At 43.8% G+C, this 18,161-nt stretch carries 13 protein-coding genes; 7 read left to right on the top strand and 6 right to left on the bottom strand.

Annotated features, from left to right (window positions below; all coding sequences use genetic code 11):
- The first annotated feature begins 95 nt into the window (after positions 1-95).
- The 4 genes from rarD (at position 96) to FQV37_RS06750 (ending at position 3,356) form a co-directional block, all read left to right on the top strand.
- The gene (gene rarD, locus FQV37_RS06765) at positions 96-1,058 is read left to right on the top strand and encodes an EamA family transporter RarD (protein WP_160021841.1); all 963 of its coding nucleotides are present in this window, start codon (positions 96-98) and stop codon (positions 1,056-1,058) included.
- A gap of 42 nt (positions 1,059-1,100) precedes the next feature.
- Positions 1,101-1,538 (top strand): dihydroneopterin aldolase, encoded by a 438-nt coding sequence (gene folB, locus FQV37_RS06760; protein WP_160021839.1) that lies wholly within the window; start codon positions 1,101-1,103, stop codon positions 1,536-1,538.
- The gene (locus tag FQV37_RS06755; RefSeq protein WP_240990971.1) at positions 1,498-2,061 is read left to right on the top strand and encodes a 2-amino-4-hydroxy-6-hydroxymethyldihydropteridine diphosphokinase; all 564 of its coding nucleotides are present in this window, start codon (positions 1,498-1,500) and stop codon (positions 2,059-2,061) included. Before folB ends, FQV37_RS06755 begins: the two co-directional genes overlap by 41 nt.
- A 182-nt stretch (positions 2,062-2,243) precedes the next feature.
- Complete coding sequence (locus FQV37_RS06750; RefSeq protein ID WP_160021837.1) at positions 2,244-3,356, top strand: RCC1 domain-containing protein; 1,113 nt, start codon at positions 2,244-2,246, stop codon at positions 3,354-3,356.
- 581 nt (positions 3,357-3,937) lie between these two features.
- On the opposite strand, the gene cysE is transcribed toward FQV37_RS06750, so the two are convergent.
- From cysE to ggt, 5 genes are all read right to left on the bottom strand, one after another.
- Positions 3,938-4,852: a serine O-acetyltransferase gene (gene cysE, locus FQV37_RS06745; protein WP_160021835.1), complete on the bottom strand. Its 915-nt coding sequence runs from the start codon at positions 4,850-4,852 to the stop codon at positions 3,938-3,940.
- Positions 4,853-5,041: 189 nt separating this feature from the next.
- A complete protein-coding gene (locus FQV37_RS06740; RefSeq protein ID WP_160021833.1) occupies positions 5,042-5,920 on the bottom strand; it encodes an RNA methyltransferase in 879 nt (292 codons plus the stop codon).
- Complete coding sequence (locus tag FQV37_RS06735) at positions 5,920-6,300, bottom strand: Hpt domain-containing protein (RefSeq protein ID WP_160021831.1); 381 nt, start codon at positions 6,298-6,300, stop codon at positions 5,920-5,922. The genes FQV37_RS06740 and FQV37_RS06735 overlap by 1 nt, the downstream gene beginning before the upstream one ends.
- Positions 6,301-6,372: 72 nt before the next feature.
- The gene (gene dnaE / locus FQV37_RS06730; protein ID WP_160021829.1) at positions 6,373-10,092 is read right to left on the bottom strand and encodes a DNA polymerase III subunit alpha; all 3,720 of its coding nucleotides are present in this window, start codon (positions 10,090-10,092) and stop codon (positions 6,373-6,375) included.
- A gap of 295 nt (positions 10,093-10,387) precedes the next feature.
- On the bottom strand, positions 10,388-12,346 hold the full coding sequence (gene ggt / locus FQV37_RS06725) for a gamma-glutamyltransferase (protein WP_240990970.1): 1,959 nt from the start codon (positions 12,344-12,346) through the stop codon (positions 10,388-10,390).
- A 339-nt stretch (positions 12,347-12,685) separates the two neighbouring features.
- Between ggt and FQV37_RS06720 the strand changes: the two genes are divergently transcribed.
- Both FQV37_RS06720 and FQV37_RS06715 read left to right on the top strand, forming a co-directional pair.
- Complete coding sequence (locus tag FQV37_RS06720; RefSeq protein WP_160021827.1) at positions 12,686-14,776, top strand: hypothetical protein; 2,091 nt, start codon at positions 12,686-12,688, stop codon at positions 14,774-14,776.
- A gap of 55 nt (positions 14,777-14,831) precedes the next feature.
- Complete coding sequence (locus FQV37_RS06715) at positions 14,832-16,424, top strand: hypothetical protein (protein ID WP_160021825.1); 1,593 nt, start codon at positions 14,832-14,834, stop codon at positions 16,422-16,424.
- Between the two features lie 149 nt (positions 16,425-16,573).
- Here FQV37_RS06715 and FQV37_RS06710 read toward each other — a convergent pair whose 3' ends face one another.
- Entirely contained in the window at positions 16,574-17,086 is a 513-nt protein-coding gene (locus tag FQV37_RS06710) for a Spy/CpxP family protein refolding chaperone (RefSeq protein WP_160021823.1), read from the bottom strand.
- Positions 17,087-17,463: 377 nt separating this feature from the next.
- Between FQV37_RS06710 and FQV37_RS06705 the strand changes: the two genes are divergently transcribed.
- The gene (locus tag FQV37_RS06705) at positions 17,464-18,150 is read left to right on the top strand and encodes a response regulator transcription factor (RefSeq protein WP_160021820.1); all 687 of its coding nucleotides are present in this window, start codon (positions 17,464-17,466) and stop codon (positions 18,148-18,150) included.
- The last annotated feature ends 11 nt before the right edge of the window (positions 18,151-18,161 follow it).

The raw sequence follows: 18,161 nt of genomic DNA, 5'->3' as shown, positions 1-18,161 counted from the left end.
CTCACTGTAGTAACCCTGCACTCTCACAATTCGATTGACAATAATAATTAGAATTAGGTGAGAGTGCGCTTTGCTCTAAAAAGTTGTCCTATATTATGACTACCCAAAATGTCATCAAAAAACCCGTTGCCCCAATCACCACAACCAGACGCGGCATTATTACTGCCCTTATCGCGTTCTTTATTTGGGGTGGATTTCCGCTATACTTCAAACAGCTATCTGATTATGATGCGACGGAGATCATTGGTCACCGTATCGTTTGGACGTTTTGTTGCCTACTGATTGTGTTAGTGGCTACCAAACGCTGGGGGTGGATAGAAACGCTCAAGCAAAACCCAAGATGGATTGCACTATCTCTATTGTCCAGTGTGATTATCGCAACCAACTGGCTGACCTATGTATGGGCGGTCAATCAAGACCGTATCCTTGAGGCCAGTTTGGGTTACTTTATCGGACCATTGGTTGGCGTTGCGCTATCCATGATTCTATTCAAAGAGCGTTTGCGTCCTTTGCAATGGGTAGCCATTGGCTTTGCATTATTGTCTGTGGTCATTCAAGTGGTGATGCTTGGCAGTCTGCCGTGGATATCGTTGATTTTGGCGTTCAGTTTTAGTACTTACGGGACGATTCAACGACAAACGCCATTGACTGCTGTCGATGCCATGTTTGTCGAGACTGCAATGCTAGTACCTTTATGTCTGTGGTGGTTTTGGCAGTCTGATGTGGCAAGCCACCAACTGAGCTTTTGGTTTAGCTCAAACATTTGGCTGCTTATGATCGCAGGTCCGATTACGCTAATACCACTTTTATTATTCAATAAATCTACCAAGCTCGTGGCATACAGTATTCTGAGCTTTATGAATTATCTGACGCCGACCTTCATTTTCTTTTTGGCGGTGTTCTATTATAAAGAACCGTTCGATTTGCATCGTCTGGCGGTATTTGGTCTGATTTGGTTAGGTCTGTTATTATTTAGCATCGACCTGTGGCGCCATCGTCCAAGTAAAGTGTTAAAAGCGGCGCGCCTACGTGAAGAAGCGCTACAATCGGTTAAGTAAACATTAAAAACACGAAAAAAATTAGCAAACAAGGATGACAGGATGTTTCATACTCAGTCTGATGTTGTATTTATAAAAGGTCTAAAAGTCGATGCAGTAATCGGTGTGTTTGATTGGGAGCGAGCCATTACTCAGCCATTACTCATTGATATCGCGCTTGAGACTGACATTAGCCATGCTGCTGTGTCAGATGATGTCAGCGATGCTCTGAGTTATAAAGAAGTCTGCGATGATGTGAGCGAGTGGTGCAAAGAGATTCAAGCAAAGCTGCTTGAGCATTTGGCTGGTCAGATCTCTGATAAGATATTTGCAAAATATGACTGTCAAAAAATAACGTTGAGCATTGCTAAGCCTACCGCTATTGCTCAAGCTGATGCGGTAGGGGTGCAAATAACGCGCTATGCGCCAGCATCAACCGACGAGCTAGCTACTAAAGAAGATGCCAAAGAAGTTAACGTCAGCCAAGCTGATGATGCATAAAACGTCAGTGGATTTGAATTTGGCAACGCTAACACAATGCGAACCTGAGACTGTGCAAGCGCAGCCCGTGGTAGAGGTAGTGTTAGCGCTAGGTAGTAATTACCAAGCTGACAAGTATCTACCGCTTGCTAGGCAGCGATTAGCAGCGCTAGGTGAGGTGCGATTGTCTACGGATTTTCAAAATCCTGATTTTACTGCGACTACCCAATTACCAAAGCCTGATTATACCAATCAGTGTGTACATCTAACATTGATCACACCGATAAGCCTGCAGCAACTACAGCAAACCTTCAAAACGCTTGAAGGAGATTGTCATAGATGTCGACAGACTAAGCCGAATCAAGTACGGCGAGTGACAATGGATATTGATATTTTGATGATTAAATTGGCTAATATAGAAAATAGCCTAAGCAAAGATTCGATATTTAAATCAATGTCTGATTGGATAGTAATGGCAGATCGTTATCCGTTTAAAGCGCATGAGGAAGCGGGAGTCAGGGAATTAATTTTAACCAAGCTCTAATTTGGCTAGTAAGTGGCCGTATCTTAATCACAATTATATCTTTTCATCTAAAACTATCGCTATTTAGCATTCACTCTGCCTCATCCCATCATTTTCCTAGACAAAAATCTAATAAAAACTATGCGATTATCTAAGCAGTTGTTAGTATAAGTGACGATGTAATCTTCAAGATACTACTACCTATGCAAAAACCAATGAACTTTTTGAATAGAAAAATAATCAAGAGTTTAGTAGCAATAATCATTATATCTACTTTACCTGCCTGCGATAAAACGCCTTCCGAGCATCTTCAACCTCTTACCGAAGACAAATACCCTGTGGCAAATATGCCAGACGAGCCGTTAGAAACCCCACTTGAGATTAACATTGAACCTAAGCGCCTTGCGATGACCAGCTCATGGAGTGCAGGAATAAAAGACGATGGTACGCTTTGGACATGGGGTACAGACGGTTTATTGCGTGATACTAAGACAGGACAAGATCCAACGCCTAGGCAAGTCGAGGGTGTCAATGATGCGGTGGCTGTGTCAGGTGCTGGTCATATGTTACTACTACGAAAAGATGGCACAGTGTGGGGTTGGGGTAGTAACTCTCATGGAGAGATAGACCCTAGTGATGGTGACATCTTTATTGAAGAATTAAGACAGATTAAAGGGATTGAGAATGTTGTAGATAGCGCTGCTGGTGAGTTTGCTTCGATATTTTTAACACAAGATGGAAGCGTTTATATTTTAGGAAATAAGAATGATTATCCTAGCGAATGTAACGAGTTTAGGATATGTAAAATCACTATGTTCAATGATATGAACATAGTGAAAGTACAAGGTAGCATTAGTACGATTTTCGCACTTAATGACAAAGGTGAAATGTATACGACAGGTTTTTATCCAAAAGATTTAGGACGGTTTGAAGATAATTCAGGGTATCAAAATTTCAAACACAAAAAAGATCTATTTGGACTTGAGAAGGTAAATGTTCCTAGAAAAGTAGTTGATTTCTCATATGGGTTCGGAAATTTTGCACTGCTAGAAGATGGTTCTTTATGGAGTTGGGGCGATGGTAGTGGTGGATGGACAGCTCAAGGAACGCTTCAAAATAGCCTCAAGCCTAAAAAGGTTGATGGACTTAGTAAAGTGGTAAAAATGAATTCATACTCTGCCAATACGGATAATGGAGATTTATATATTTGGGGTATGTATACCTTTGAAGGAAAGATGTCCTCAAATCGAAGCAATATTTCTAGACCTATTAAAGTGATGGGTGGTGTGTCAAAAAGTATGCTGATTAAAATTTGAACAATTTTTGAAGCCTTGAAAGCCTTATAGAATCAGAGAACTTAGCATAGATTTCGTATTGACTTTTATCGCCAGCATACTTTTTAGAACACCACCAAGTGATGAGTAATATTAGGGTTTCTCAGTATGTTGAAGGCAATGGTAACGAGTTTATATCAACTCTAGGTGATACTTGGTTTTGGGGGTCAAATTACTTAGCACAATTTGGTACTGGCGACATTCAAACAGAAAGATATGTTTCAAAAGACAAAACCCTAATTCCAAGAAAATCACTCTTCAATATTCAAGCTAACAAGTAACTAACTTTAAAATTAAGAAGGCTCACTATGTCACAGTCAATAAAAGATATCTTTTATCACGCGCTACTAGCTCGTGCAGCTTACTCTGAGATGAAAAGCAACGACTCGCAAGATTGACATTTTCTAGAGAGTTAAGCAGGATTGGATAGAATCTACCATGTATGCGGACATGGTAGATTCTATCCAATCCTGCTTTAATTTCATTGTTTCTTCACTAAAATCTATATAAGCATTTGTTATCAGTCTATACGGCAATAGTACTGCCTACATTTAACGACTGTCTTAGCGATTTTTCTCATTATCTACGTCATTGATATCAGCACGACCAATCACATCTAAATCCTCTAGACACAGCTTATCGTATTTTTTCTTGCAGAAGCTAGGGTCGATATCGCACATTGCTGACTGCAATTGATCTAGGCGATTCTCTGATTGCTGAATGTGCTCAAGCATTTTAGCAAATGCTTCTGCGACAGGGTCTTGCGAATAGGGATCGATACCATAAGCGCGGAAGGTATTGGTACGTTTCGCGGTAGGGGTGGTATCAGCTGTTTGATCTTCGCTGCTGTCACCTGCTTTCGCAATTTTCTCTTGCTGCTTGGCATCTTGTACCTTAGTCGTAAGCGGGTTGCCTTTTTCATCGTGATGATCTGAGATCATACGAGCCGCACTACCGACCATCGTTGCACCTGCTGGTACCGGTTTGACCACCACTGCATTTGAGCCGATTTTAGCGTTTTTACCGACTGTAAATGGTCCCAAAACTTTTGCACCAGCACCGACCGTTACACCGTCTTCTAGCGTTGGGTGACGCTTGCCATTATTCCAAGACACACCGCCCAAAGTAACACCATGGTATAGCGTCACGTCGTTACCAATCTCAGCAGTCTCACCGATGACGACGCCAACACCATGATCGATAAAAAAGCGTCTACCAATCTTGGCAGCAGGGTGAATCTCGATACCCGTCATGATGCGCGAGCCGTAAGAGATCACGCGAGCGGCTAGTTTCTGTTCATTGTTCCAAAGGCAGTGTGCACCGCGATGCAAAACAAGAGCATGTATGCCCGGATAAGTTAGGATCACTTCCAGACTATTACGCGCTGCAGGGTCTCGGGTGAATACTGCATCAATATCTTCTTTCAAATCATTCTTGATAGTAACAAGTGATTTGAATAATTTGGATGGCAATGACATAAAGCGTCCTATCTATTCGTCGGTAGAGTGTCGTTGCGAAAACAGCGATGCCTCTAATCTGTGGTCATAAAGTTCGGATAATCAGGAATATATATTTTCGCTAAGCTTCTGCAAGTTATAACAGCTTTATACCGCAAAATATAGTAAAAAGCTGTCAAACAAAGGCAAGTTCATAAACTATGGCTTGTTTTAGTCTTTTGATAGTTTGGCAATCAAAGCGCTTAATAGCTGATATTCTTTTTGATCAAGCTGTAGGCGTGACCCAAGTCTAGACAAGCGTGATGGCAATGATTTTAGATGTTCGCTATTTGCTAGTCCTCGCTGCACCATAAGGTCAGTGGTGCGCTGAGTGAGCTGTTGCAGCTGCTGCTGATTAATAGCAGGCTCATCCCATTGCTGACGCAAATTCACATTGATTGTTGATTGGGCGTCTGTGCTTGTATCCGAATCTAAACTATCAGCTGTCTGAGTGTGCGTTTGAGCATAAGCAAAAATAAAGCTGGCGATCACTTGCACCGCTGATGCGACATTTAGCACAGGGTAAGCAGGATTGGCATCGATTTGAATATGATAATCGGCATAAGCCAATTCTTCATTGGTCAATCCACGGTCTTCACGTCCAAATAGAATAGCAATATTTGGTTTGCTAGAAGTAGCAGATGAGGTATCAACACTACTATCGTCTGCACCTAAAGCTGCCTGTGCATCGATAAAGTCAAACATAATCTTAGCGGCTTGCGTAGGTGTCACCACAGGGCGCGGCATATGACGGCTACGACTGCTAGCGGCAAACACCAACTGACAGCCTGAGATAGCAGACTCTAAGGTAGGTGCAATCAAAGCTGACGATAATAGTTCATTGCCACCCGCTGCATGAGACACACTGGTTTCGTCAATCGGTAATTTGGGGTCGACCACCGTTAAGCGAGATAAGCCCATGGTATGCATCGCACGGGCAGCCGAACCAATATTAGCAGGCAAAGTTGTATTAACCATAACTACTTGTAAGCAATCAAGATAGTCGTTCACTGTGCGTGATGATACGGCTAATGAAGCGTCGTTACTCATTATTGTCCCAGTCTCTGATTGATTTCTTGTTCAGCACGGTGTAACGCAATGGCAATCTCTTCAATAAGGACGGCTTGCTCATTGATACGGCGCTCACGGCAGTATTCTTGTAAATGGCTGCTAAGACGGACTAATTGAGTCGTACCTAAGTTGGCGCTGGCACCTTTTAGAGCATGAGCAGTTTCGAAGCCATTGGCGTTATCGTCTTTTTGATGAGCAATTCGTAGCGCTGCAACTCTTTGCTTACTATCAGCAAAATATACTTGTATCAAATCAACAAAGTCTTCTTCGAGCAGGTCACGCATGTCCTCGAACTGTTCATGATTGATGATTTCTTCATCAGTTTGTCCTAGCATATTATTATTTGTAGTGTCATCCATGGTGGTTGTCCAATTTATAAAAGTTAAAGCAATAAGATTACTATAATGAATTTTTAAAACGTAATGTACGTCTTAGCTGTAATGGAAATGTAAGTTCTCTTCACTGACCAAAGTCTTCAATGTCTGCAGGTTGTCGTCATTTGGGTAAACGCGCCAGTGCTCAGACAGTCCGACATTTGCGATGCCATAGACTTCATAAATACTTAGTCCAAGTGGCAGACAATTATCATTGATAGAAGCGTCAGTATTACTGAGCGCATTGTTTGCATAACTTTGGGGCATGCTATTTTGATTAAATGCGTCATGGTTCATATCGTTCTCTAGAGCCAGTAAGTCATTGCCATTTTCATCATACAAACTGCCGCCCATGGCAGGGTCGTAAGTGTTACTACCACTATTGCCTGGCTCATCTTGCTCTTGATTATAAGCCAAGCGTGGCTCAGGTATGATATCAGCCTGTGCAGATTTGAGTAATGGTTGCAAGCGTGTGAGTAGGTCGATATCGCTACCATGGACTTTGATACTGATTTTTTTGAGCCAACGTAGTCTGGCATCTACCATGCTCATGGCACTATCAAGACGTGCAAACAAACGTCCATCACGCTCACGGATGCTGCCTTTGATGATGACGACTTCATCGATTTTCAACTGTTCTTTGACACGATTAAAACGCTCAGCGTAGCAGCTGACCTCGAGTCTGGATGTACCATCATCCAGAGTAATCACGTTGCGGTTACCAAAGTTGGCAATATCTATAATCAGTCCTGAAAAATAGCAGCTGCCGTTATAACCAGTATCTGTTAACTTATCGAGACGTGCACCAGAGGTATAGCGTTTCAACTCATCCAAATACTCATTGATTGGATGTCCCGTTAAGTACAATCCCAAGGTGTTCTTTTCCGCTTTTAAGCGGTGTTTGTCACCCCAGATGAGTTCTGGCGTCATCACTAATGGCGGGGCTGCAACCACACCATCCATTTCACCAAACAAATCCATCATACCGATTTCGCGGTTTTGACGGTCTTGCTCAGCGGCCTGCACGGCACTTGGCAATTGACTCATCAAGGCACCGCGAATCTCGTAAGCTTCATCGGCTGGCAAGTCAGGTCGTAGCGTGGCGGCAAAGTCATCAAAACAGCCAGCACTGACTAATGCTTCAAGTGTACGCTTATTGACTTTTTTGATGTCCACACGGCGGCAGAAGTCATATAAGTCCTTAAAAGGACCTTCGCGGCGGCGTGCATCTACGATGGACTCTACCGCGCCTTCACCCACGCCTTTAATTGCGCCAAGACCATAGATGATATTGGTCGGAGTATCGGCAACGAAATGCCACTCACTACGATTGACTGAAGGATTGACTACGGTTAACCCAAAGTTTTCACGGCAATCATTGATAAAGAACACGACGTTGTCGGTGTTGTTCATATCAGAAGTTAAGACCGCTGCCATAAATTCAGCAGGGTAGTATTGTTTTAGATAAGCCGTTTGATAAGCCAATACGCCATAAGCCGCAGAATGCGAGCGGTTAAAACCGTAACCTGCGAACTTTTCCATCAAGTCAAACACACCGCCTGACGTGACTTCATCAATGCCTTGTGAGGTGGCACCAGTGACAAAAATATCGCGCTGCTTTGCCATCTCTTCAGGTTTCTTTTTACCCATCGCACGGCGTAACATATCAGCACCGCCCAAACTATAGCCTGCCATCACCTGTGAGATTTGCATGACCTGTTCTTGATAGACAATAACGCCATTGGTGTTTTCTAAAATCGGCTCAAGATTGGGATGGTCATAAATGACTTCTTCGCGACCATGCTTACGGTCGATATACATCTCTACCATGCCTGCATCGAGTGGGCCGGGACGATACAGCGCACACATGGCGATGACATCTTCGATATTGGTCGGTTGCAGTTTAGCCAGATATTTTTTCATGCCCATACTTTCTAGCTGAAAGACCGCCGTGGTTTTGGCATCTTGCAGCAGCTTATAGGCTTTGCTGTCATCTAACGGCAAATCTTCCAAAACTAAGGCAGGTACGTTTTCTTTTGCACGGCGCAAATTGATGTTTTCAACTGCCGCATTAATGACGGTTAAGTTGCGTAGACCCAAAAAGTCAAACTTCACCAAACCAACAGCTTCTACATCGTCTTTATCAAACTGGCTGACACGGTGACCTTCATCATCACAGTAAATGGCACTAAAGTCAGTAATCTTGTGCGGAGCAATCAATACACCACCAGCATGTTTACCGACATTTCGGCAGACGCCTTCAAGCTTAATCGCCATCTCCCAAATCTCAATGGCATCTTCATAATCCATATTATCAGGATTAGAGATCAAGTCTTTGAGTTGGGGTTCTTGCTCAAGCGCTTGGCTCAGTGTGATGCCAGGCGTTTTTGGAATCAGCTTGGATATTTTATTGGCCAAAAAATACGATTTGCTTTGTACACGTGCCACATCACGCACAACCGCTTTTGCGGCCATAGTACCAAAGGTAATAATCTGTGAGACGGCATCACGACCATAGGTTTGCGCGACATAATCAATAACGCGGTCACGACCTTCGATACAAAAGTCGATATCGAAATCGGGCATCGATACACGCTCAGGGTTCAAGAAGCGCTCGAATAGTAGATCGTAATGAATCGGGTCAAGGTCGGTAATGTTTAGGGCATAGGCAACCAACGAACCTGCACCAGAACCACGTCCAGGGCCTACTGGTACGCCATTGGCTTTTGCCCAACGGATAAAGTCCATGACGATTAGGAAGTAACCCGGGAAGCCCATGGATAGAATAATATCTAACTCATATGCAAGGCGCTCATCGTATCTCTGACGGAAGTCGTTCCAATTATCCGTACGTGCTTCGACAGGAAACAGCTTATCTAAGCGCTGCTCAAGACCGCGTTGTGACTCGGCACGGAAAAACGATTCAATCGTCTCGCCTTCAGGCACAGGAAAATCAGGTAGGACGTTAATACCAAGCGTTAAGGTGACATTGCAGCGTGTAGCGAGGCGCAAGGTATTGTCAATGACCTGCGGAATATCAGCAAATAATTGCTCCATCTGAGCTTGTGTTTTTAGATACTGCTCATCTGAGTAAGTCTGTGGGCGATTTGGATCAGCAAGGACATAAGAGCCTGCAATACACACGCGGGCTTCATGAGCATCAAAATCATCTTGCTCTAAGAAACGCACGTCATTATGCGCAATGATAGGAATGTTGTGTTTGGCACCTGAATGGATGGCTGCTCTAATAAAAGCATCTTCGCCTGAGCGATTGGTACGCTTGATCGCAAAGTATAAACGATCGTCAAACTGTGCCTGCCACTCAGTAAGTAGTTCATCGGCTTTTTCTGGCATCGAGCCGACCAATGCTTGACCCACGTCTGACTTTTCTGTGAGCAGTACAATCACACCTGCTGCATGCTCTAAGATATGACTGCGCTTAATAACCGGGGTACCATGATTGATGGGATCAGCGCGACCTTCGGTAAACCCGAGCGATACGATACGGGTAATGTTTTGATACCCTTCGTTATTCATCGCAAGTAAGGTAAGGCGTGTGTCTTCATTATCCATGATGACTTCACTGCCAATAATAGGCTTGATACCCGCACCTAAGCAGGCACGATAAAATTTCACCGTGGCATATAAATTGGACAAATCGGTCAATGCCAACGCTCGCTGATTGTCAGCCGCAGCAGCTTTTACCAGCGGTTTAATACGCACGATAGAATCGGTGATGGAATATTCGCTGTGAATGCCAAGGTGTACAAATGCCATAGAAGACTCTTACTGGTACGATCAAAGAAATAAGCTAGCGATAAAATAATTGATTACTATCAATCAATTACGCTGATATCTAGAGGCCGACAAGACCTCGATAGCCATATTGATACGTTTTAAATGGGGTCGTCAATAATAGCATTATTTGCCGCAGACAGCCACAGGTTCAAAGGGTTTAATCTGCGTAAGTTAAGTCATTAAGGTATAAAAACTCGGTTATAGACAACAGCAAAAAGCCCTCAATACAACGAGGTATAGAGGGCTATGTAATTGATAATTAAAGTCAGTTTGTTTAATAACCAACCACTGCCGCATCGACAATACGTGGATCAGACGATCCATAAACACCGTTTGGTGTGAGCATGATCGATTGTGTAGATCCCATTGCAGATTTTGGACTGACCGTATGACCCATTGATTCGAGCTTTTTCACTGTGTCGATATTCAGTGCTTTTTCTACTCGAATTTCATCAGGTAACCATTGATCGTGGATACGCGGCGCATGCGTTGCTTCAGCGATATTCATATCATGATCGATGACGTTGGAGATAATCTGAGTGACAGTCGTGATGATGCGGCTACCACCTGGACTACCAGTAACGATGTAAGGTTTGCTGTCTTTGAATACGAGTGTCGGACTCATAGAGGACAGTGGACGCTTATTGGCTTCCACAGCATTGGCATCGCCACCAAGTAATCCGTAGCCGTTTGGTACGCCCGGTTTGGCAGAGAAATCATCCATTTCATTATTGAGCAGAATGCCCGTACCGTCCGCAACGAGACCAGTACCATAAGAGAAATTCAACGTATAAGTATTGGCTATCGCATTGCCATCTTTATCAACGATAGAGAAATGCGTGGTTTGATCGCTTTCATAAGGTAGCGGATTGTTGGCTTTGATGGTAGATGCTGGCGTGGCTTTATTGGGATCAATCAACGTACGCAGTTTGTCCGCATAGGCTTGTGAGGTTAAGCCGCTGGCAGGTACATCGATAAAGTCAGCATCTCCCAGATACTCAGCTCGATCTGCATAAGCCAACTGCATTGCTTCTGCCATTAAGTGAATAGTCTGTGCGCTGTTTTGTCCGTAGTCACCCAGCGGATAGCCTTCTAAGATATTCAAAATCTGCACGATGTGAATACCACCAGAGGAGGGCGGCGGCATAGAGACAATCTCATAGCCACGATAGTCGCCTTTGACAGGTTCGCGAGCGATGGCTTGATAATTGGCCAAATCCTTCAGGCTCATGCTGCCGCCTGCGTCATTGACTGCTTTGATCAGTTTTTGAGCGGTTTCACCCTTATAAAACCCATCGGTACCCTGTACCGCAATCCGCTTTAGCGAACGCGCAAGCTCAGGCTGCTTTAAACGTTCGCCTGGCTGATAAGCGCTGCCATCAGGCTTGAAAAACACTTTTTTGGTACTTGGCCATTTTTGCAGGCGATCGCTCAACGCCGTGAGTGACTCTGACAAGCCAGCGGTGACTTCTATACCGTCTTCAGCCAGTGCTATCGCTGGTGCCATAACTTGCTCGCGGCTCATCGTACCATGCTCCTCTAATGCTTTTAGTAGTCCTGCTACTGTTCCTGGCACACCAACTGCTAGGCCATGATAACGAGATAAGTCGCTGACAGCATTGCCTGCTTCATCGAGGTACATATCGCGTGAGGCGCTACTCGGTGCTTTCTCACGGTAATCAAGCGCCACTGTTTTGCCTTGCTTAGCATCATAAATCATCATAAAACCACCACCACCGATATTACCTGCGCGCGGCAAGGTTACTGCTAGGGCAAAACCCACTGCAACGCCAGCATCTACCGCATTACCGCCGTCCTTTAGAATCTGTAAACCAATGTCAGAGGCAAGCGCTTCTTGGGTAGCGACCATGCCGTTCTTTGCCCAAACTGGATGATGAATGGCGTCTTCAGAATAGATGGCTTGGTCACTATTAGCATTGTTAGCATTGTTCGATTCGGTGTTAGGTGTATTGGTCTTCGCTCGCGTGATGCGCTTGGTTTCAGAGAGTATCGTTGGACTATCAGCCATGATAGCCAAGTTTATGGCACTGGTATTGATTGATGTGTTGTTGACCGTAGCGTTACTTGTTGAGTTCGTTGGCTCTACGGCCTGTGCGGATATAGATAGCAGTAGCGTACTGGTAATGAGCACGACGCTAGATTTGAGTAAGGTATTAGTTTTCGGTTTACGCTGCTGAGCGGTTCGATGGTGGCGAGATAATAACTGTGACATCGCAAAGTCCTTTTTACGCGAGTGGAAAGAATAGAGCTAGGAAATAGATAAGCCTAAATAGTAACGAAAATATGAAATAGTAGAAAGTTGTTTATTATCTTTTGTGGTGTACGCTTTTATAGCGTTTAGCTGTATCAGCTATGTTTCAAATAAACGAGGCTAATTTTCAAGTAAATGAAGCTACTGATAAGACAGCTGTTATGCAGAGAAAATTATTTATGAGTGAAGAAATTCTTTAAAAATATTCGCTAATATTACTAAGTTGTAACGTCTTGTGATATAAATAACGGTACCACTATACACTCATTATCGACTGTCTATTCATACAAAGAGATTACTATGTCATCACACCATATTAATAACCGCAATCGACAGCGCTACTCTGAGACTGCGCCTGCTTATTTATCTAACACTGATCATAAAAACTATAATGGCAAAAACAATAACGGTCATCTATATCCAGCCGGTAAATTGACTTCTATCGCCTTGATGGTTGGTAGTGCTTCACTTGTACTCGCAGGTTGCCAATCAACTCCAGCCAGCTCATCTTCCAATCTGTCGTCGAATAGTAGCGTCTCTAGTACCATGATGGACTTTAGTGTCGCCGATACCGCGCAGAGCCAACGTCAGGGTCAAGCTTTTAAGGCCAGTCAAAACGCTCAGGCCGCGCGTTATGAGCAGCTGTTTGATCAAGAGAAGTATCCAAGCACCGAAAACCAAGCCAAATCACACTTGCTTGCAGCCATTCGTCAGCACTTGGCGACCGAGCATGTCGCAGTCGCCACAGCCAATTATCGCTCAGCACCATTCATTGACCCAGATAGTATCGACGCAGGATCTGGTAGCTTGCTCAGAACGATTATAGAAACCTATGCGTATCAGCCTGAAGGTGCATATAGCGAAAGTGATGATGAGCCATACAATGATGACTATAATGATTATGATGATGCGAAAGGTTCGATAGAGTCCGACTATCCTAGTGACTATGATAAGTCTAGAGCAGAAGCTGACGCAGAGAGAATAGCGATTGCTGCTATATTGGCTGAAGCGGGGGAGAATGAGCCTACGAGCAATGATGCTAGCAGCGATAACGAGTATGCTTACGATACAGCAGATTATGATAGTGATGATTACAGTAGTGAGGACTATGATCATTATGATGAATACAGTAGCGGTGGTGAAGGTATGCTCTCAGGGATGTCAGGGTTAAGTCCCAAATCAATGGCTGCAAAATATGAAGCCATGCAAATGGCAAAACAGCAAGCTAAGACAGAGACGGTAAATCGTGGCAGCCTACCAATATCATCTACAGGCATGATTGGCAATATACTTGATATGTTCCACCGCACTCCTGAGCAAATAGCTGCATCCAATGCCTATCAGTATGAGCATTTAACATTCAATAGTGTCAGTCAATACCGTCCCAAGCAGCGCCAGCTACAAAGCGTCTATAGCTACGACTACGCCACACCAACGATTAGCTCATCAGTACAGATACCGTTAGCATTTGATTTTAATAACAGCAGTGTCGTAGTAGATCCATCGGCCATTATGCCGATTGTTGCACTTGTCAACCCTGAAAATACGCCATTACCAGCACAGATGACCTCGCACACGGTGAGCTTTGGTTTGCCTGAAAGTATCACGGCGCAGTTGCCACCAGCGGTGCTCTATGATGCGGTGCTCAACGCAATACAGAACAGCATGGCTGAGCTCGCGCCTGAGCATTTTAGCGCAGTCGATATCAGTGGTGATGCGTTTGCCAAAAAAGTTGGTGCGACTCGTGCAGTCAAAGTCTATTTTGGTAGTCAGCAAAGCGGTGAAATAATTGGCAAGACGCTCAAATATGTAACGAAGTCACTGCAAGAATACGTAGATGCCAATCCAGATAAATATCCTGATGGTGCCGCACTAAAGACAGCACTTGCTAAAGTGCAGTTATACAATAAAGGCTATCAAAGCGCTGATGTCGGTTCGCTATTGCAGCTGATCGAAGCTATCGGTCCTATCTCGTTTAATCAAATCAACTACTATTACTTAGACAGCTCAGATCGACTGCTGGCCAAGCAGCAACGTGTCAATATCGGTGGTGATTTTATGGGGTCGACCACAACCATGCTAAACCAAGTACGTTACGATAAAGCCAGCTTTAACCATCATGCCTTGACACCGCTACTTGCTGAGTCTTTTGGTTCAGATGCTACGCCTCCTATCGATGGCAATGCATGGATAGCTACGCAGCGCGAGAAAAAAGACAGATTACAAACGGCTCGCTATGCACGTTACGACTATCAAGACAGCGGTGTTGAAGATGCTTATAACAGTTATGAATATGGCGGTGATGAGTACAGCAACGATAATGACAATGGCGCAGGCGCTGTCTATGAAGATCAAGCTGACTATACCCAAGATGATATGAGTGAAAAATAAAAGTCAAATGACATCATCTCATTGCATTTACGCTCATATCTATTAAGGATAAAAAATGAAAACAGTACATCACACCATTGCACAATGTATGCCATTTAAGACTAAAAATAATCTGCTAGTGACCAGCGCATTTTTGACAGGGGCGCTGTTGTTAACAGGTTGCCAGTCTACCAGTTTGGGCCAGTCCAACACGGCGGCTGTAAAACAAGCACCTAGCATTGCCAAAAAGACACTAGAAACAGCCCTGCAAAAACAGCGTCGTCAGTCCTTTAGCTATCATAGCAATCTTGAGATTGGTAATAACCAACAATTTACAGATGCCGATACTAATACTAGTACGGAGAAAATGGCGGCATCAGACTACGTAGATGAACATTGCGAAGAGACACATGACCAAGCGTACGCCGCTCTAATCTTGCAAGCCGAACAGCAAAACAAAGATATCTTAGCGGTGGATTACGATACTAAGCGTGACAGCATAAGGCAGTCGTACTTTGAGTGCGTAGCTGCCTATCATGCATGGGATGACCATCAATACGATAGCGATGTAAAAGTAGCACCAGATTATCAAGCGCTATTTGATAATTATGAGGATAAACAAAGACCGTTAGATGTGAAGAAAGCACAGTTATTAGATGAGTATCTACTAAAGCCGCTTTCTATCGACTCTCAAGGGATCTATCAACCGATGGCAGGCAAGGCTACGATGCTCGCTAGTGCGCAATATCAAGCACGTAATCATCACAGCAGTATCAACCAGCCTATTTATATGGATTTTAAAAACGGTGATATTTACCTATGGGCAGATAATTTTGCGATTCTAAACTCAGAATTGTTGGACGATAAACTCGGTACAAAATGGCAAAACAAGTGGTTAAAAATAGCTATTGATGATGGTACATTGCCTAAAGGATTTGGTGGTGAAGTCATCAAAAGCCACTTTGCAGCGTTAGATGCGACTTATGATGCGGCTCCTGTCAGCCAGTTTAATTATGTTGCCCCTAACTCACTTGCTTCACTGTCTCCAAAACTGCCTGCGCACCAGTTATCGGCTATGCTACCAAGCGATCAAATCATTCGCCGAGTACAAAGCTTTGGGGATTATCAAGCGTCGCAACAGAAATATATGCAGATTTTCTACGATCGGATCAGTGAAAAATACCCAGAGTTGGTACAAGAACCCGAACCGATGACAGCGTTTGAGTCGATTCAAAATCCAAAGGCATTTACCAGTAAGTCTATTGTACAAAAAATACTGGCTATGATAGAAGATCAAATGAATGAGGAAGCCACGACAGGTGAGGCCGTTGCCAATACAGAAGTACAGGAACTGTACGGGTTTGATAAAAGTGGTCAACTCAAATGGGAGCACTTACGTCGTCAGTTGGACAATACTAGCGAAGCTAATAGTAATAAGGGCATGAGGATAGATGTGTTGCAGCAGTATTCTGCTATCAGCACTAAGGACTTGGCGTTTCCTAACTTACCAAGTAATGTGCAGATGCCGAACGCTAGCAATAGCATTGATTTACGAAAGTATGCTCCAGAGCTGCTGCAATACTACCAAGATGGTAATGGCACGGCAGTAGGTAAGATGGTCTTTAACATGTTGCCGATGGTCAGAGAGCGTATTGGTTCGGTTGAGTAACTGATTAGAGTATTAATGAGTAAATAGAAAGCATTATTAGTTTTTGAACAGGATAATTTTGCACTAAAAAAAGCGCACCTATTAACGGCGCGCTTTTTTAGTTTATACGTATACAGCTGGGTAAAATAACACTTTTCCGGAGTGGCTTATTACATACCTTGATGCTGTTTGTCATGGCCTTTACGGTCTTTTGAGTGCTTGCGACCTTTTTCTTGTCTCTCTGATTTCATTTGTTCCATCTTTGCACGTTGCTCAGCAGTCAACACTTGAGCGATGGCGTGTTGTGTTTGTACACGTTCGATAAAGCGTTGCTTTTCTTTTGCCGCACGTTGATCAGCCAGACGGTTCAGAGCAGTAGTATTCAAAGTGCTGGCATTGGTCAGTGCTTGTATTTGCTGATCCATTTGCGCGCGTTCTGCTTGATGTTCTGCACGGTCAGCAGTGCGATCGCCACGTTTGTTTTGCATGATGGCTTTGATTTGCGCTTGCTGTGTCGCTGTTAGATCCAATTTTGACATTGGGCCTCTCATCGCGCCATCTTTGTGGTTCTTTTGCATTTGTGCAGTTGGCGTTGTATCAGTGGTTGCGTTAACGCTGGTGCAAGCCGTTACTGTAAATATGCTAGACGCTGCTAATACTGAGCCTAATAGTAATTTTTTCATCATAATATCCTTGATTACATTGAGTTTGGTTTAATAAACACTAAATTTTTATCTCGCAAGTAGCATTTGTTTAACGTTATCGCTCGTTATGGTCAGCCATCTTAGAAATGCAATACTTGCTGTTGATAGGAGTATATTACGACAGTTAAAGGTTACGAACATTTATGAAGTATTAAGAAAGGTAACGTTTCTGGTGAATTGGCAAGTGCTTGCCTGATAATATGGTTAACTACCGTCTACCGACAATAAAAATGCCACGGCGGCAATTTCGCTAACCATATCACAATGACACTTGTACGCGGATTTATTGCGTCATGATTACTATAGAGTGATTGGATTGAGTAAATAGAGATAAATAAAAATTAAAGGAGAGAAGCATGCCAAACATCCTGATAGGCGATGACGACGAAGAGTTGACTCAGTTATTGCAAGAGTACTTGGACAATCATGGCATTCGCTGTGACTGCGTGCATGATGGTGCGGCAGTCATACAACGACTCAAAGCGGTGGCACATGAAGATACGGTCTATGATCTGCTCGTGCTCGATATTATGATGCCGAAACTAGATGGGTTGAGTGTCCTGCGCCAATTACCAAATATCATCGATATCCCTGTCATTATGCTGACCGCAAAAGGGGAAGAGATTGATCGGATTATCGGTTTAGAGTTAGGTGCGGATGATTATATCACCAAGCCTTGTAACCCTCGAGAGCTGCTGGCGCGTATCAATGCGGTGATTAAACGAACCAATACGACGGCCTCTGAACACACGCCGCTACCAGAGAGTCGCTTGCATCTGGATCAGAACCAGCGCATTTGTGAGATAGATGGCGTGGCGCTACAAGTCACTGGTACAGAGTTTGATCTGCTCGTGGCTCTGCTCAAGCAAAAAGGGGAGGTGGTGAGTAAAGCATGGCTGTCAGAAAATGTCCTGCAACGCGAATTGCAGCCCTTCGACCGTAGTCTCGATGTACATGTGTCTCGCTTACGCAAAAAACTTCAACCTTTTCACGATGAGCCAATAAAAGCGGTGCGTGGCAAAGGTTATCAACTGGTGTTGTAATGACGGACATA

This window comes from Psychrobacter nivimaris, from assembly GCF_009812035.1.
Taxonomy (GTDB): domain Bacteria; phylum Pseudomonadota; class Gammaproteobacteria; order Pseudomonadales; family Moraxellaceae; genus Psychrobacter; species Psychrobacter nivimaris.
This window is presented reverse-complemented; position numbering and strand designations above follow the sequence as displayed.

Coding starts and splice junctions, on each gene's coding strand:
- dnaE (WP_160021829.1), bottom strand. CDS start 10,092: ATGGCATTTGTACACCTTGGCATTCACAGCGAATATTCCATCACCGAT.
- FQV37_RS06735 (WP_160021831.1), bottom strand. CDS start 6,300: ATGGATGACACTACAAATAATAATATGCTAGGACAAACTGATGAAGAA.
- FQV37_RS06750 (WP_160021837.1), top strand. CDS start 2,244: ATGCAAAAACCAATGAACTTTTTGAATAGAAAAATAATCAAGAGTTTA.
- cysE (WP_160021835.1), bottom strand. CDS start 4,852: ATGTCATTGCCATCCAAATTATTCAAATCACTTGTTACTATCAAGAAT.
- FQV37_RS06720 (WP_160021827.1), top strand. CDS start 12,686: ATGTCATCACACCATATTAATAACCGCAATCGACAGCGCTACTCTGAG.
- FQV37_RS06740 (WP_160021833.1), bottom strand. CDS start 5,920: ATGAGTAACGACGCTTCATTAGCCGTATCATCACGCACAGTGAACGAC.
- FQV37_RS06710 (WP_160021823.1), bottom strand. CDS start 17,086: ATGAAAAAATTACTATTAGGCTCAGTATTAGCAGCGTCTAGCATATTT.
- folB (WP_160021839.1), top strand. CDS start 1,101: ATGTTTCATACTCAGTCTGATGTTGTATTTATAAAAGGTCTAAAAGTC.
- FQV37_RS06755 (WP_240990971.1), top strand. CDS start 1,498: ATGCCAAAGAAGTTAACGTCAGCCAAGCTGATGATGCATAAAACGTCA.
- FQV37_RS06715 (WP_160021825.1), top strand. CDS start 14,832: ATGAAAACAGTACATCACACCATTGCACAATGTATGCCATTTAAGACT.
- FQV37_RS06705 (WP_160021820.1), top strand. CDS start 17,464: ATGCCAAACATCCTGATAGGCGATGACGACGAAGAGTTGACTCAGTTA.
- rarD (WP_160021841.1), top strand. CDS start 96: ATGACTACCCAAAATGTCATCAAAAAACCCGTTGCCCCAATCACCACA.
- ggt (WP_240990970.1), bottom strand. CDS start 12,346: ATGTCACAGTTATTATCTCGCCACCATCGAACCGCTCAGCAGCGTAAA.